We start from the raw sequence: 16613 nt of genomic DNA on the forward strand, positions 1-16613 counted from the left end.
AATGCAGTGGCTACCGATGGGGACGTAATCCCAAAAGAAAGAAGGGACCCTCCCAAGGCCACAATCGATTTCCAGAAAAATGACAATGCAGTGGCAACCGATGGGGACGTAATCCCAAAAGAAAGAAGGGACCCTCCCAAGGCCACAATCGATTTCCAGAAGAATGACAATGCCGTGGCTACCGATGGGGACGTAATCCCAAAAGAAAGAAGGGACCCTCCTAAGGCCACAATCGATTTCCAGAAGAATGACAATGCCGTGGCTACCGATGGGGACGTAATCCCAAAAGAAAGAAGAGACCCTCCTAAGGTAACATCTGATTTTCAAAAGGTTAACAACGCTATTGCATAAGCCACACGAAAAACTTCAAGAACCAACAGGTTCAAGTTACTTCTTAAAAATTTAAAGCCCTAAGCAAATTTGTTTAGGGCTTTTTTTTTATCTTTCCACCTTTATGGAGAAAAAATTCAATTATAAATCTTTATACTATTTCGTAATTTTCCTACAACTGATGAATAGTGGTTGTATGGACACTTCCTTTGGCACAAAAGATTCAGGAACAACTCCAGCAAACGACAGTATTACGTACTGGTTATCCGACGAAAACAGCAGTTCAGATGAAGATTATAGTAATAACCTTTCCAAGGCCTATGATTTAGCTTTACAAGAGAAAAACGATTCTTTAAAATCGAAACACTTCTCCAAATTATCTTACTACTATTCACTGATAGGGGATTCATTACAGTTTAGACGCTCCAATCACATTGCTTTAAGGCTATCAGAAAAAATCAAAGATTCCAACGCCCTGGCCAATAATCATTGGGATTTAGCTTCTTTTATGGAGGACAATGCCGTGGAGGATAGCGCATACTATCATTATGCCCAAGCCGAAAAGATTTTTAGATCTTTAAAGAATGACTATTCTACCGCTCGAGTTCTATATAGTTTGGCCAGGGTACAATCCGATATAAAGGATTACACAGCAAGCGAAATCACAACTATTGAAGCTATCGAATTACTTAAACCCCTGGACAAAAATTACCAATTGTTTTTATGCTATAATAATCTGGGGTCGGTAACCAACGCCCTAAACGAATATGACAAGGCTTTGGAATACTATGATAAGGCACTTTTTTATTTGGACAAATCTAAAATCGATAATTCCAATCGTTTGAAAAATACAGCTTTGAATAATATAGGCATGGTTTTTCAAGCAAAAGGAGAAAACAAAAAAGCTGTAGAAAACTTTGAGAAAGTTATTAATTCCGATAGCATCTACTATAAGGACATAAAATTATTTGCACAGGCCCTTTCCAATTATGCGTACAGCAAAAATAAGCTTGGAGATACCATTGGTGTGTTGGCCTCATTTGAAAAATCCTTAAAAATAAAGGATAGTGTAGGTGACATTAGAGGATTGGCCCTTACCAATTATGAGATAGCAGAATATTATTTGAAGTTAAAAGATACAACCAACGCCCTAACCTACGCCAATACGGCTAAACAGATTTCCGAACAGACCAGCAACAATAGAAGACTTTTGGAGTCCTTGGAACTTATGGCTAAAGTGGATCCCAAAAACTCACCCAAATACACCCAGGAATACATAAAATTGAACGATAGTTTAATTAGGGAAGAACGCGCGGTTAGAAACAAATTTACAAGGATAAGGTTCGAGACCGATGAGTTTATTGAACAAAACGAACTGCTGACCAGGCAGCGCCAATTGTGGATAGGGATAGCTATTGCCCTGTTTGTTCTAGCTGCATTTATATTGATTACTATAGATCAACGTCGTAAAAATCAAAAATTGAGATTTGAACAGGCACAACAGAAGGCTAATCAAGAAATCTTTAATTTGTTGCTGGCCCAAAACAAGAAGGTAGAGGAAGGTAAACAACTGGAAAAGAAACGGATTTCAGAGGAATTACATGACGGTATTTTAGGACAAATGTTGGGAATACGTTTAATTCTTTCCGGACTTAACAATAAAACCGATTCCGATTCCGTTCTAAAACGCAGTGACCTACTTAAAAAATTACAAGGGTTGGAGGAAGAAATCCGTACAATTTCCCATGAATTGAGCAGGGCATCGCAAGAAAAAATTCATAACTTTATTGTATCCATTGAAGAATTGGTCAAAACAATTCAAGATTCCTCTAAAATGAAATGTCATTTTGAGTATGACCACAAAATAGATTGGGACCAATTAAAGGGAGATATTAAAATTAACATTTATAGAATTGTGCAAGAAAGTTTGCAGAATTGTATAAAGCACGCCAAGGCCACGAAAGTGGACCTATTGTTCGAATCCGAAGACGAGCATGTAAGAATTATAGTTTTGGACAACGGTGTTGGTTTTGACCAGAAGAAAGGAAAAAGAGGTATTGGACTTAAAAACATAAATTCCAGATTGGAGAAGTTGAAAGGAACTTATGACATTCAAAGTAAAATTGGACAAGGAACAAAGGTAATCGTTACTATTCCCTGTGTTATGGAAGAACAGGCGGAACCCCTACCGGCCTAATATATTATTTAATTGATAATAGAATGAGAACTTTAAGAGTCTTAACGATAGATGATCATGAAATGATCACTACTGGATATAAATATCTTTTGGAGGCTGCCGAATTTGAAGAATTTCAGGTAAAGGTAGAAACCGCCAATACTTTTGAAACCGGGAAGCAAAAAATAGAGGATTCAGCCAGATCTTTTAAATATGACCTATTGTTGTTGGATGTACAATTAACGGAGACCCATTTGGAGGAACCGCATTCCGGAGAAGACTTGGGAATTTTTGCCAGAAAGATCATCCCGGATACCAAGATTGTATTCATGTCCTCATTTAGTGATAATTACAGAATAAACAGCATTCTAAAAAATGTGAATCCCGATGGCTATATGGTAAAATCGGAAGTGGACGAAAAATCCCTAATTGCCATGGTCAAAGGCGTAATCAACTCTCCCCCTTACTATAGTCAAAAAGCATTGGTGGCCATTAGAAAGAAAGTCTCCAATGATCTGTTATTGGACGATAATGACAAAAAAATACTCTATCACGTTTCAATTGGTACAAGAACAAAGGATATGGTCGATTTTATAAACCTGTCCCTTGCAGGGATAGAGAATAGAAAAAGACAGCTAAAAGTAATTTTCGGAGTGGAAAAACAAAACGATCTGGCTCTGGTCCATGAAGCCAGAAACAGAGGATTTCTTTAATCAAATCCTTGCCATTTCTCCCACTTTAACGACACCTTCCGACTCGAATATCCAGAATTTTCACAAAATATTGTCAGTCACCTTTATAACCCCCCATTTAAGACGTTGCGAACACCTCTTTACCGTTCAACGTCTACTTTTTCGATGAATAGACCCTAATTGAACGTAAACCTTATTTTTTCTAAGGTTTTTATCGAATTAAGGACAAAGCATTAGTCTAATTTTGACATAAGTTTTTTAATTAATTACTATTAGGATGTCTAAATCGGGAAACGAATTTTTCAATAATCCAAAAATTGGAACACAAAGCACCGACCATATTATTGGTTTAGAGGCTTTTAGAAAGGGTTTGGAAAAGCATTTTTTTGCAGAGGTCAATATTGGTAATTACGGCTTAAAAGAAGAATCCGCCAATTTGATCATAGATCTTAAGTGCAACCTAAGTCTAGATGAAGCCTTGTATTACATAAACAAGTCATCAACTTGCAACGGTCACCCTAAAAATTATGGCAAGGAAAAGACCATATTATTCATGTTGGCATATTCGGAACTAACAAAACTGAACGGAATAACTATAGATATTAGCGAACTAACCATATCCTTGACGGACACCACCATACTTATCAGTAAAATTTACGAGCAGAGTATTGCGGACCAACTGGAAAATATCTTTACGGAACTTATTAACCACAATGTATATTATACAAAAGGATTAAATGAGACGCCCTTTGAAGTATTTATCCCTGTTTTTGAAGAGGATACCTTGGAAAGTGATACGAAATTAAAAAATATTGTTTCCGACAATAACAATACGAACGACTATTTTGGATTTTGGGGTATGTATTATGACCAAACCGAAGAAGCCGCCATTTATGACCTAAACACCAAAACCATAATTTATGGTGACATTCAAATCCTTAGTGAATAGAAGGATTTATTATAAAAAAACTGTCCACGAAGTATAAGAGTCTAAACAGACAAGACTTGATCTTACACCCTATGGACAGCATTTTTAATCTAAATTAAGCGTTGAATAACGCTCTGGAATGCATTAGGGCGTTTACTTTTTCCCTTACTGCATCAATGATCTTTTCATCTTCTGGATTCATTATCACCTGATCTATTAAATCTACAATAACCTTCATTTGGTCTTCTTTTAGACCTCTTGTGGTAATTGCAGCCGTACCAAAACGTATACCACTGGTCACGAAAGGAGATTTATCATCAAAAGGAACCATATTCTTATTGGCGGTAATATCTGCTTTTACCAAGGCATTTTCAGCATCTTTTCCTGTGATATTCTTATTTCTAAGATCAATCAGCATCATATGGTTGTCTGTGCCGCCAGATATAATTTTATATCCTTTATCTACAAATGCGCTTGCCATTGCCGCAGCATTTTTCTTAACCTGTAGCATATAATGTAAGAATTCATCGGTCAGGGCCTCACCAAAAGCAATTGCCTTTGCCGCAATGATGTGTTCCAAAGGACCACCCTGATTACCTGGAAAAACTGCCAAATCCAATAAAGCTGACATTTTTCTCAAAGAACCGTTCTTTAACTTTACTCCAAAAGGATTGTCAAAATCTTCTCCCATTAAAATAAGTCCTCCTCTTGGACCACGTAAAGTCTTATGGGTCGTTGTAGTCACTATATGGCAATGTGGTATAGGATCGTTAAGAATTCCTTTTGCAATAAGTCCCGCCGGATGGGATATATCGGCCAGAAGTATAGCCCCTACACTATCTGCAATTTCCCTGAATCTTTTGAAATCCATATCCCTGGAATAGGCAGAAGCCCCAGCTATAATAAGCTTAGGCTGCTCTTTGGTGGCAATTGCCTGAATTTTGTCATAGTTTAATACACCGGTCTCCTCATCAACACCATAAAATACAGGATTGTATAGTCTACCTGAGAAATTAACGGGAGAACCATGGGTTAAATGTCCACCATGCGACAGGTCAAATCCAAGAATGGTATCGCCCCGCTTTAGACATGCATGGTATACAGAGGCATTGGCCTGAGACCCTGAGTGTGGCTGAACATTGGCATATGCAGCTCCAAATAATTGCTTGGCCCTATCTATGGCCAATTGTTCTATTTCATCAACAACTTCACAACCTCCATAATAGCGCTTACCAGGATATCCTTCTGCATATTTGTTGGTCAATACCGATCCAGCAGCCTCCATTACTTGGGGACTAGTGAAATTCTCGGAAGCAATTAGTTCAATACCATCTATTTGGCGTTCCTTTTCCGCCTCAATTAGTTCAAAAATTTGATTGTCGCGTTGCATAAAGTAATATTCTATTAAATAATGTGCAAAAATACAAATTGCCGACCGTTAATTGCTAGAAAATAATATATTTGATAAGATATTTATTAAACACAAGTTAACAATTTCAAAATGCCGTTAAAAACTAATCATCCAGAAAAAAAAACATGGTTACCTGTACCCGTTAATTCTGATTTTCCCATTCAGAATATTCCTTTTGGAGTTTTCTTGACTAGGGATGACATAATCACCATTGGTTCTAGAATTGGTGATTACGCAATAGATTTAGGGGCATTGCATCAATTGGGGTATTTTAAGGATATTCCCTTGACCGATGATATTTTTTTACAGGACACCCTTAACGATTTTATCTCCGACGGCAAAAAGACCTGGCGTTTGGTAAGAAACAGGATCAGCGAAATTTTCGATATCAATAACGACCAATTAAAGAATAATGAGGACCACAAGAACATTGTTCTTTTTACCATGGACGAAATTGAAATGCAGCTTCCAGTACAAATTGGGGACTATACGGATTTTTATTCCAGTAAGGAACACGCTACCAATGTTGGCAAAATGTTCAGAGATCCAGAAAATGCCCTGCTACCCAATTGGTTGCACATACCGGTAGGATATCATGGGAGAAGTTCTTCTATTGTGCCCAGTGGTACATCTGTAAGAAGGCCAATGGGACAAACCCTTCCTGCAGGGGCAGACCAACCTATTTTTGGCCCTTCCAAATTAGTGGATTTTGAATTGGAAATGGCATTCATCACCACAGATGCCAATGTTTTGGGAGAACCAATTCCCGTCGAGGAAGCGGAGAATTACATATTTGGAATGGTACTTTTTAACGATTGGAGTGCTAGGGATATACAAAAATGGGAATACGTGCCTTTAGGTCCATTTCTGGCCAAAAATTTTGCATCGTCCATTTCACCCTGGATAGTTACCTTGGATGCTCTGGAACCTTTTAGGATAGCAAGTCCGGCACAGACCCCTACACCCCTGCCCTATCTTCAACAAACAGGAAAAAAAGGTTTCGATATAAATTTAGAGGTATCCATAAAACCCGAAGGCGGCAAAGCAACTACCGTAACGCGGTCCAACTTTAAGTATATGTATTGGACAATGGCACAACAACTAGCCCACCATACTATAAATGGTTGCAAAGTAAATAGTGGTGACATGATGGGAAGCGGGACTATTTCCGGCCCTACCCCTGATACTTACGGTTCCATGTTGGAGCTTACTTGGCGTGGGGAAAAACCCCTTACCTTGGAGGACGGATCCACTAGGAAATTCATTGAAGATTACGATACAGTGTCCATAACCGGTTATTGTAAAAAGGATAATGTGCGTATTGGTTTTGGAGAAGTCTCCACTAAATTATTGCCTGTTTTTCAGCAGAAGAAAAAATAAGGCCTAAAAAAATACCCCCCCCCGTTTGTACGATACCGAATAGTTTAACGTTGGTGTATAAGACTATTTTGGCATAGCTATTGAACTATGTCCAAAATAATTTTAAACCAAACGTTATGAAACAATCATTACTCGCATCACTTATGATGTTTATTTTTATCTCTTGCGGAGGGGTTAAAAAAACACAGGAAGCCCTAAATACGGGTAACTATGGCAATGCCATAAATAATGCATTAAAAAACATTGCCGAAAATAAGACAAAGAAGTCCAACCAGCCCTATATTCAATTGCTGGAGGAAGCCTACAAGAAAAATACCGAACGCGAGCTTCAAGAGATTGCATTCCTAAAGAAGGATAACAATCCCGCGAACCATGAAATAATTTTTAATAGCTATCAAAACCTAAAATCAATTCAGGAACGTATAAAACCTTTATTGCCATTACAATTGTATGATGAAAATAGGAATGCCCGATTTGCATTTAAGGATTATGATGAGGAAATAATCAAGTCTAAACGCGAATTGTCCGACTATTTATACAACAATGCCACGGCCCTATTAAACTCTGGTAATTACAAAGAAGATTATAGAAAAGCATTTGATCAATTTTCATATTTAAACGAGATAAACCCCAATTACAAGGATACCCAACTTAAACTAGAGGAGGCCCATAACAAAGGTCTGGATTATGTTCAGGTGGTAATGATCAATGATTCCGAACAAATTGTACCCAATCGACTAGAGCAGGAACTTTTAAACTTTAATACTTACGGGTTAAACGATCTCTGGACCGTTTACCACACCAATGCATTGGAAAATATTAAGTATGATTATGAGATGCAAGTGGCGTTCCGCAACATAAATATTAGTCCGGAACAGGTTACCGAAAAGCAGATCTCCAAGGAAAAGCAGATCAAGGACGGTTACAAATATGCCACAAACTCTGATGGTGAAGTTTTAAAGGACAGCTTGGGCAACAAAATAAAGATCGATAAGTTTAAAACCGTCAAATGTAATTTCTACCAATTCACCCAGCTGAAGTCGGTCGAAGTAGTTGGCAATGTAAGCTTTTTGGATCTAAACAATCAACAACAAATTAATTCCTACCCCTTGGCCAGCCAGTTTGTATTTAACCACGTTTATGCCAAACACAACGGCGACACAAGTGCCCTGGAAGAAGATATGGTTCCATTATTGCAACTTTCTGCCGTTCCCTTCCCTAGCAATGAACAAATGGTTTATGACGCAGGGGAAGATTTAAAAGCTAAATTGAAAGGCATAGTCACCAGACATCGTTTCAATTAAACCTAAAGCAGGTCTTACTTATTTTTTAGCCCCAATAAGAATACATTTAGTTTTAAGGAAGGTTTCCTTTAAAGCTAAATGTATTTTTTTAAATCCAGTTGCGTAATTGCACCATGCGATTCATGCGCCACTACTGTTCCGTTTTTGATTACCAACAACTGAGGCGACTCATGAACAACCCCAAACACATTACTGGTTTCATTGGAAACAGAGCGATATTGATGCAGATCCAAGTAATGAAGATCCAAACTGTCTTTAGGGATATCATACCCCTCATTAAACCTGTTCATGACCATCCTACTTATTCCGCAGGTAGTGGAATGCTTAAATATTACCTGAGGTCTTACCTTAGACCTTTCTTTTATTACCTCTAACTGCTCCACGGACGCCAATGGGGCCCACGGCACAACCTTCGCTTCTTTTTTTTCCTTTTCGCTATTATTTCCCTTTCCAAAAAGCCCTTTTAAAATCCCCATTTCGTAATTTTAGTATTAAGTCCAAAAAACGTTGCTTACCTTACAAGCTGTCGAATTGTCGCTTAAAATTGAGAAATAAACGACATTTTGTCCTGTTCAAAACAGTGGTAAGGTTGTTGCTTTTAAGACTTCAAAAGTAAGCAATAACATAAAAAAAACAACTATATGAATTTTAATAACTTCACTATAAAGTCGCAGGAAGCCATACAGCATGCGCAACAGATGGCGCAAGGTCTGGGCCATCAACAAATAGAGAACGAGCATATTTTTAAGGCTATTTCCGAGGTTGAAGAAAATGTACTTCCGTTTATCCTTAAGAAATTGAACGTAAATACCACCTTACTTAACCAAATTTTGGAAAAAGAACTGGAGAGTTTCCCCAAAGTATCTGGCGGAGAAATTATGCTTTCCAGGGAAGCCAATAAAACATTGACCGAAGCTAGTATTATTGCAAAAAAAATGGAAGATGAATATGTTTCCATTGAACATTTGCTTTTGGCAATTTTCAAATCAAAGAGCAAAATAGCCCAAATACTAAAGGATCAAGGGGTTACGGAAAAAGATCTAAAGGCCGCTATAAATGAATTGAGAAAGGGTGGTAAAGTTACCTCCCAGAGTGCAGAGGACACCTATAATTCATTGAACAAATACGCCAGAAACCTTAATGAACTGGCGGACAGCGGAAAATTGGACCCTGTGATAGGAAGGGATGAGGAAATCAGAAGGGTTCTACAGATCTTATCACGTAGAACAAAAAACAACCCAATGCTGGTAGGGGAACCTGGGGTAGGTAAAACCGCCATTGCAGAAGGTTTGGCACATAGAATAGTACAGGGCGACATCCCTGAGAACCTTAAGGATAAAATAATCTTTTCATTGGATATGGGTGCGCTTATTGCAGGCGCCAAATACAAAGGGGAATTTGAGGAGCGCTTAAAAGCCGTTATCAAGGAAGTAACCACATCGGACGGGAACATTGTTCTCTTTATTGATGAAATCCACACCCTTGTTGGTGCCGGAGGCGGACAGGGTGCAATGGATGCCGCGAATATACTTAAACCTGCTCTAGCCCGTGGGGAACTGCGAGCCATAGGTGCTACCACCTTGGACGAATATCAAAAATATTTTGAAAAGGACAAGGCCCTGGAAAGAAGGTTTCAGAAAGTAGTAGTAGATGAACCCGATACCGAAAGCGCAATATCCATTCTTAGAGGTATAAAAGAAAAGTACGAGGCTCACCACAAGGTCAGGATCAAGGACGAAGCCGTAATTGCAGCCGTGGAATTATCGCAACGCTACATTACCAATAGGTTTTTGCCGGACAAGGCTATAGATCTAATGGATGAAGCCGCTTCCAAGCTAAGGATGGAAATAAATTCCAAACCTGAAGAACTCGATGTTTTGGATCGTAAAATAATGCAGCTGGAGATAGAAATAGAAGCCATTAAAAGAGAGAACGATACCTCAAAACTCAAGGCCTTGAATGTGGACCTTGCCAATTTGAAGGAAGACCGAAATGAAATCTTCGCCAAATGGGAGAGCGAAAAAACTGTTGTGGACGATATCCAAAAGACAAAGAACGATATTGAAAACTTTAAACTGGAAGCTGAAAGGGCCGAACGCAATGGGGATTATGGTAAAGTTGCCGAAATCAGGTATGGCAAGATCAAGGAAGCCCAAGAGCGATTGGATAAACTGGAAAGCGAACTGGAAGAACAACAACTGGGAGAAACCCTGATCAAGGAAGAAGTTACCTATGAGGATATAGCCGAAGTGGTAGCCAAATGGACAGGTATCCCCGTTACCAAAATGCTTCAAAGTGAAAGGGAAAAGCTGTTAAAATTGGAAGATGTACTCCACAAAAGAGTGGTAGGACAGGAAGAAGCCATACAGGCTGTTTCCGATGCCATAAGAAGAAGCAGGGCCGGATTACAGGACAGCAAAAGACCAATTGGCTCCTTCTTGTTCCTTGGAACTACAGGTGTAGGTAAAACGGAATTGGCAAAAACCCTGGCCGCCTATCTATTTGATGACGAAAATGCCATGACCAGAATTGATATGAGCGAATACCAGGAGCGTCATTCGGTAAGTAGATTGGTAGGTGCACCTCCAGGATATGTTGGTTATGACGAAGGCGGCCAATTGACGGAGGCAGTGCGAAGAAGGCCTTACTCCGTAGTATTACTGGATGAGATTGAAAAAGCGCATCCGGACACCTTTAATATCCTTTTACAGGTATTGGATGAGGGTAGGCTAACGGACAATAAAGGTCGTGTAGCAGATTTTAAAAATACCATTATCATAATGACCAGTAATATGGGAAGCCATATTATTCAGGAAAAGTTTGAGGAAAACAAAGACATCTATAGCGCCACAGAGGCTGCGAGGGTGGAAGTACTGGGCCTATTGCGAAAAACCATAAGACCAGAGTTCCTAAACCGTATAGACGACATTATCATGTTTACCCCTCTAAGCAAAGTAGACATTAAGAAGATAGTGGTCCTACAACTGGATCAGTTGAAAAAATTGGTTGCCAAACAACAAATTACAATAGATGCAACCGATGAGGCTATAGATTACCTGGCCAACAAAGGGTACGACCCGCAATATGGTGCAAGACCCATAAAAAGGGTAATTCAGAAAGAAGTATTGAACAATATTTCCAAAGAATTATTAAGTGGTAACATTCAACCAGGTGGAATTATCCTTATAGACTCGTTTGACGATCAGCTAGTATTCAGAAATGAGAGTGAACTAGCGAAATAAAATGACCGTTTTTAACAGAAGGGCATCCGATTATAAATCGGATGCCCTTTTTTATTAACAATATATACCATGCAGTATAAGATTTTTTATATTAGCATAAAACTGTAAGGACATGTCTACAAAAGCCGAGAGAACAACCGCCTATATCATTGAAACCGTTGCGCCAATTTTCAATAAGCTTGGATATGTTGGAACCAGCATGAGCGACCTTACAGAGGCTACGGGCTTGACCAAAGGGGCCATATACGGGAATTTCGAAAACAAGGATTCCCTGGCACTGGCAGCGTTTGAATATAATAGCAAAAAACTATTATCTGAAATAGACGATAAGTTAAATTCTAGCGGTACTTCCCTACAAAAGCTTTTTGTGCTTACCAATTTCTATCGTCACTACGATACTTTTATAGAGGAATTGGGCGGATGTCCAATTTTAAATATTGGGATAGATGCCAATCACAATAATTCCCAACTCCTAGCTGCAACCAGGGAGACCATAAAAACCATAGAGGGGAAAATTGCCTTGGTCCTAGAAAATGGACTCAACAACAATGAACTCAGGCTGCCCGTAACACCACTTCAGTTTTCAAAACAGCTATTTACAATGATCCAAGGAGCTGTAGCCATGGCCACTATAACGGGTGATAGAAAATACTTACTTAACACGGTGACCTACTTGGACCAATTAATTGTCCGTGAAATAAAAAAGTAATTTATCACTACTCCCCTATTATCCTAAATATCCAGGTTCTTTCGGAATATTTACCATTAAATTTATTATCCCTTGCCGCTTCCGCTTCACTCAGGGTATCAAACCTTTCCAAATATACATAGTCCCACTTGGTCCTTTCCAAATAAAAGAACTTAGCGTCAATACCTTTCTTCTTCAGATTTTCTACAAAAATATCACGGTATCTAGAAGTACCATAAACATTGCCTATAAGATAAAATCCGGCTTTCTGGCCTTCCAGTTTATCCACTTCCTCGTAATGACCCTGAGTTACCTTCTTGCCGGCCTTCTTTCTAGCAGCAATCATATCCAGATCTTCCTGGATTTTCTTGGCCAATGCCAATTCCACATCTTTTATGGAATCCAATCTTTTTTGCTCCTTCATCTGGACGGCCTTCGCCAAAGCCGCGGCCTCCTGTTCTTCCTTCAACCTTTTTGCCTCTGCCAATTCCTGTGCCACTCTTAATTCTTCCGCAAGCGCTTTCTTTTTCTTGCCTCTAACACGCTTCTGTTTTTTTTGCTTTTTAAGCGCATTTTTTTCGGCCAAAGCCTCTGCTTTGCTCAGCTCTTTCTGCATTTTCTTTTCCTCTGCAATACGATCCTCTTCTTCCAACGGAATAACTTCCTCCGGTTTTTCAAGTTCCAATGGCGCCTCATCCACGTCAAAACCAACTACTTTTTTGCGTGCATCAGGACTACTTAGTGTATATGCCGCAATTATTTCAAAAGATGGGTCCTGATCCTTAACCTCAGCATCCAAGCCATATTCTATAAGAGCTCCCAATGATAAATGCTTAAAAAATCTACCACCCAAACCACCCGATAAGCCGTAGAAACTATTATAACCACCTTGTAACCAAAATTTATTGGACGATAATAATGCATTTAACCCTACTTGGGTATCCCCATAGGGCACAGATTTTACATACAGCATGGGAAGCAGATAGGCATCATCCACCCCACTAAAAAGGGTTAAGGGCAATCGATAATCCACCATCCCCAAGTATATCTTTTCATCGGATTCCGAAGCACTACTATTATTAGAGAAATTATAATCAAACAGGTTTTCTGCAGTAAAACCAACACTGAATCCATCCACAGAAAATCGAACTCCCGGTGCAAATTGCATTATAAATGCATTTTTGGCCAATTCCAATTGGGGCAATGAAATTTCAGGATTTGGACTATACCTATTGTCTGCAATTTCACTATTAAAACCAAATACGTTCAAACCAACGGACAATTGCATATTATTGCCAAAATCGAAGGCGTATGCATAGTTGAGCACTCCACCGGTATTTAAAAACACCCCTGTATTATTTTGCATAAAACCAATGCCTATAGAAGACTGAGTGTTTATTTTTCTGGAATAATTTAAGAAAATGGAAGTAGGGTCACCATCTATGGTCTGCCATTGATACCTGGACCACCAGGCAATGGACTCTGGATTGTTCCTATCCAGTGAAAAAACCGGATTGAACAAACTAGCATTGAATTCTGTTAAATTATGCTGCCTTAAGTCGGTTGGAAGTGCAACTTCTTGCGCATGCGAAAACAATACCGCAAACAAAATAGCATAAATGGCGTACTTTTTATCCATATACAAAAGAACAAAAAACTAGGGGCACTACATACTTTTTTACTGTAATTTTAGTTACTTTACCAGAAGAACCAAATACCAAAAATAGAATTGACCATGAAACATATAAATCTGCTATTGATTCTTTCCTTAACCATCGGCACTATATCCTGTAAGGAAGATCCGAAGTTACCCTTGGAAAATGCAGAAGATTCTATTTCAACTTATTATTTTATAAGACATGCCGAAAAAGATCGCAGCGACCCTGAAAACATAGATCCGGAATTAAATCAGGACGGATTGGGGAGAGCCATACGTTGGGCCGAGGTTTTTGACCCTGTTGCCCTTGATGCCATTTACATCACCGATTTTGAAAGAACTGCGATGACCGCCGCACCTACATCCGTAAAAAAAGAAATTACCCCACAATATTACGATCCCAAGGCACTCATTATCGAAGAATTTAAAAGACTGAATCTAGGCAAAAATGTTCTAATTGTTGGCCATAGCAATACCACCCCAGAGTTTGTTAATCTCATGTTGGGAGAAGATAAATATGAGCATATGGACGATTATGACAATAGCAGTTTATTTATTGTGCGGATCATAAATGGAAAAGCCACCGATATTAGATTAAAAATGGACTAATTGGAAGCTGTAACGGAAATTTCTTCCAACTCTATTTTTGAAAGTAATTTTAATTTGTCTTTTTCGTAAAGAACGTCCACATCATAGAATGCGCTATCCCCTGTAGCGGTCTCATAATTTTCATAATCAACAAAACGGATACCTCCAAGATAGCGCTCATTGTATGCTGCCCTAAAGCGGATTCCTCCCCCATCCACATAAAACTTATAGGCTAGGTAATCGGGCTTAAAGGTCTCCTTATTAAACCAGTACAGATAAATATCCTCGTAATCCTTTCCTCCGTCTTTCTGATCAAAAGTCACTTTTACCTTATAATACTCCTTGTCCCTTATGGCTACTTCCCCCAATAATTCCTTATTGACTGCGGGATCGTTCAACCCATATGGCAAGTGGGCAAAGTAATGTACAGAGTTCACAGAGTTAGCGTATAAATTGGCAATGGAATCCTTTAGAGGCACCAAACTATCGTTAATATATCGGTTAAAACCCCGGCTACCTTTTACATCCAATACCTTTGTAGAATCGGTCAATCTAATGCGTTTTAAAATTCTATCTCCGTCCTTCCATTCAGAGGCATATTGATAATCCCTGAATTTATAGAATATATCATTGGTTTTATACTGCTCCCCTCCACTTACCAAAATGGACTTATCAACTATTTCTTGCGCGGAAAGGGTGGTTCGCGCTTGTTCCTTGCACGAAAAAATCAGTAAAACAAGGGTTAAAAGGGATACTACTTTCATTCATTAACTTTTCACATTAATCGCAATGTTGCCACATACATTACAAAAAAAACATATTTATATTCAAAATAATTAAGACGATCTAAACTTATGCCCTAATTGCCAATCGGATAATTGTTTCTATTTTTGTCAAACATATGCAGAAAAAAATAAACATAAAGAACAAAAGGGCCCGATTCGATTACGAGTTATTGGATACCTATACGGCCGGCATTGTTTTGTCCGGTACCGAAATTAAATCTATTCGGGAAAGCAAGGCTTCCATCTCGGAGAGCTTTTGTGAATTTAATGATCTGGGAGAGTTGTTTGTTATTAATATGCAGGTAGACGAATATTCCCATGGGACGCATTACAACCACAAACCGAAAGCAGAACGAAAACTTTTGCTCAATCGTGGCGAACTGAAAAAACTGGAAAAAGAGGTAAAAAATTCAGGCCTAACCATAATTCCCTTAAATCTTTTCTTGAACGACAGGGGCCTGGCCAAGATGAACATTGCATTGGCAAGGGGTAAAAAACTATATGACAAGCGCGAGACTATCAAGGATCGCGACAACAAGAAAAACCTGGATAGGATCAAAAAAAGCTTTAACAATTAGGACCTACTCTAATTTTTATCCTCCAATAAAGGCACAAATCGAAAGGATCCCAATTCCTTTTTTTCAAATTCTTTGGCAGATTTGCGGACAAACAGCGTCATAACTTGTTCGTCTGTCCCTACCGGTATTACCAACCTGCCTCCTACTTTAAGTTGGGCCAATAAAGGATTTGGCACAAAAGGCGCCCCAGCGGTTACTATAATACTATCAAATGGCGCCTCTTCCGGCAATCCTTTATACCCATCTCCAAATATTACCTTTTTGGGCCTATACCCCATCTTTTTGAAAAAGAGATTGGTCTTCTTAAAGAGCTCCAACTGACGCTCAATAGTGTATACCCTTGCCTTTAATTTTAATAATACCGCGGTTTGATACCCACTTCCCGTTCCTATTTCCAAGATTTTGTGATTGGGCTGCACCTGTAAAAGTTCGGATTGAAAGGCCACCGTATAAGGCTGGGAAATGGTTTGGTCCGCACCAATGGGAAACGCCTTATCCTGATAGGCGTGATCCTCAAAACTACTATCCAAAAATAAGTGTCTTGGAACGGCCCGTATAGCCTCTAGAACAGCATTGTCCACAATTCCCTTCTCCGAAAGAATGTCTGCCAATTTGTTGCGCATTCCCCTATGTTTTAATGTATCTTTCAATTGTTTGGTTTTGGTGGGTAAAGTTAAAAAACGAAAAACTTAAAATGAAGAAATCAGAAAATTTACATGCTGCAATCTAACCTATTCTTTCATCCGAGGATAAATTTAGCTTAGATTTCTTTAATTATAAAAATCACAGTTCCATTGTCTACCCTTCTATTTTTTATCCTATTCTACTACTTTGCATAGTTGACAAAAAAGTTG

At 38.8% G+C, this 16613-nt stretch carries 15 protein-coding genes; 10 read left to right on the forward strand and 5 right to left on the reverse strand.

Annotated elements, in window-relative coordinates:
* The 4 genes from MWU82_RS20295 to MWU82_RS20310 form a co-directional block, all read left to right on the forward strand.
* A partial coding sequence (locus MWU82_RS20295; RefSeq protein ID WP_247097718.1) for a hypothetical protein occupies positions 1–351 on the forward strand: 351 nt, incomplete at its 5' end.
* A gap of 175 nt (positions 352–526) precedes the next feature.
* On the forward strand, positions 527–2527 hold the full coding sequence (locus MWU82_RS20300) for a sensor histidine kinase (protein ID WP_247097719.1): 2001 nt from the start codon (positions 527–529) through the stop codon (positions 2525–2527).
* 23 nt (positions 2528–2550) lie between these two features.
* Positions 2551–3219 (forward strand): histidine kinase, encoded by a 669-nt coding sequence (locus MWU82_RS20305; protein ID WP_215946215.1) that lies wholly within the window; start codon positions 2551–2553, stop codon positions 3217–3219.
* Between the two features lie 256 nt (positions 3220–3475).
* Positions 3476–4147, forward strand: a complete 672-nt coding sequence (locus MWU82_RS20310; RefSeq protein ID WP_247097720.1) for a hypothetical protein — start codon at positions 3476–3478, stop codon at positions 4145–4147.
* Between the two features lie 94 nt (positions 4148–4241).
* On the opposite strand, the gene glyA is transcribed toward MWU82_RS20310, so the two are convergent.
* Positions 4242–5516: a serine hydroxymethyltransferase gene (glyA, locus tag MWU82_RS20315; RefSeq protein ID WP_247097721.1), complete on the reverse strand. Its 1275-nt coding sequence runs from the start codon at positions 5514–5516 to the stop codon at positions 4242–4244.
* A gap of 111 nt (positions 5517–5627) precedes the next feature.
* Between glyA and fahA the strand changes: the two genes are divergently transcribed.
* Together fahA and MWU82_RS20325 are read left to right on the forward strand one after the other, a co-directional pair.
* Entirely contained in the window at positions 5628–6917 is a 1290-nt protein-coding gene (gene fahA, locus MWU82_RS20320) for a fumarylacetoacetase (RefSeq protein WP_215946218.1), read from the forward strand.
* Positions 6918–7033: 116 nt separating this feature from the next.
* The gene (locus MWU82_RS20325) at positions 7034–8221 is read left to right on the forward strand and encodes a hypothetical protein (RefSeq protein ID WP_247097722.1); all 1188 of its coding nucleotides are present in this window, start codon (positions 7034–7036) and stop codon (positions 8219–8221) included.
* A gap of 74 nt (positions 8222–8295) precedes the next feature.
* Here MWU82_RS20325 and ytxJ read toward each other — a convergent pair whose 3' ends face one another.
* On the reverse strand, positions 8296–8697 hold the full coding sequence (gene ytxJ / locus MWU82_RS20330; protein ID WP_215946220.1) for a bacillithiol system redox-active protein YtxJ: 402 nt from the start codon (positions 8695–8697) through the stop codon (positions 8296–8298).
* 165 nt (positions 8698–8862) lie between these two features.
* Between ytxJ and clpB the strand changes: the two genes are divergently transcribed.
* Both clpB and MWU82_RS20340 read left to right on the forward strand, forming a co-directional pair.
* Positions 8863–11463 carry an ATP-dependent chaperone ClpB gene (clpB, locus tag MWU82_RS20335; protein ID WP_215946221.1) on the forward strand — a complete coding sequence of 867 codons (2601 nt, stop codon included), beginning with the start codon at positions 8863–8865 and terminating at the stop codon, positions 11461–11463.
* Positions 11464–11575: 112 nt separating this feature from the next.
* On the forward strand, positions 11576–12172 hold the full coding sequence (locus MWU82_RS20340; RefSeq protein WP_215946222.1) for a TetR/AcrR family transcriptional regulator: 597 nt from the start codon (positions 11576–11578) through the stop codon (positions 12170–12172).
* A 7-nt stretch (positions 12173–12179) separates the two neighbouring features.
* Here MWU82_RS20340 and MWU82_RS20345 read toward each other — a convergent pair whose 3' ends face one another.
* On the reverse strand, positions 12180–13790 hold the full coding sequence (locus MWU82_RS20345; protein WP_247097723.1) for a PorP/SprF family type IX secretion system membrane protein: 1611 nt from the start codon (positions 13788–13790) through the stop codon (positions 12180–12182).
* Between the two features lie 96 nt (positions 13791–13886).
* Between MWU82_RS20345 and MWU82_RS20350 the strand changes: the two genes are divergently transcribed.
* The gene (locus tag MWU82_RS20350; RefSeq protein WP_215946224.1) at positions 13887–14417 is read left to right on the forward strand and encodes a phosphoglycerate mutase family protein; all 531 of its coding nucleotides are present in this window, start codon (positions 13887–13889) and stop codon (positions 14415–14417) included.
* Here the strand turns inward: MWU82_RS20350 and MWU82_RS20355 are convergent.
* Positions 14414–15160 carry a DUF6503 family protein gene (locus MWU82_RS20355; protein ID WP_247097724.1) on the reverse strand — a complete coding sequence of 249 codons (747 nt, stop codon included), beginning with the start codon at positions 15158–15160 and terminating at the stop codon, positions 14414–14416. The genes MWU82_RS20350 and MWU82_RS20355 overlap by 4 nt on opposite strands.
* Positions 15161–15297: 137 nt before the next feature.
* Here MWU82_RS20355 and smpB point away from each other — a divergent pair, with 137 nt between their 5' ends.
* Positions 15298–15759 (forward strand): SsrA-binding protein SmpB, encoded by a 462-nt coding sequence (gene smpB, locus MWU82_RS20360; protein WP_215946226.1) that lies wholly within the window; start codon positions 15298–15300, stop codon positions 15757–15759.
* 8 nt (positions 15760–15767) lie between these two features.
* On the opposite strand, the gene MWU82_RS20365 is transcribed toward smpB, so the two are convergent.
* Entirely contained in the window at positions 15768–16409 is a 642-nt protein-coding gene (locus MWU82_RS20365; RefSeq protein WP_247097725.1) for a protein-L-isoaspartate(D-aspartate) O-methyltransferase, read from the reverse strand.
* Positions 16410–16613 lie beyond the last annotated feature (204 nt).

This window comes from Arenibacter sp. S6351L (assembly GCF_023016025.1).
In the GTDB taxonomy this organism is placed as follows: Bacteria; Bacteroidota; Bacteroidia; order Flavobacteriales; family Flavobacteriaceae; genus Arenibacter; species Arenibacter algicola_B.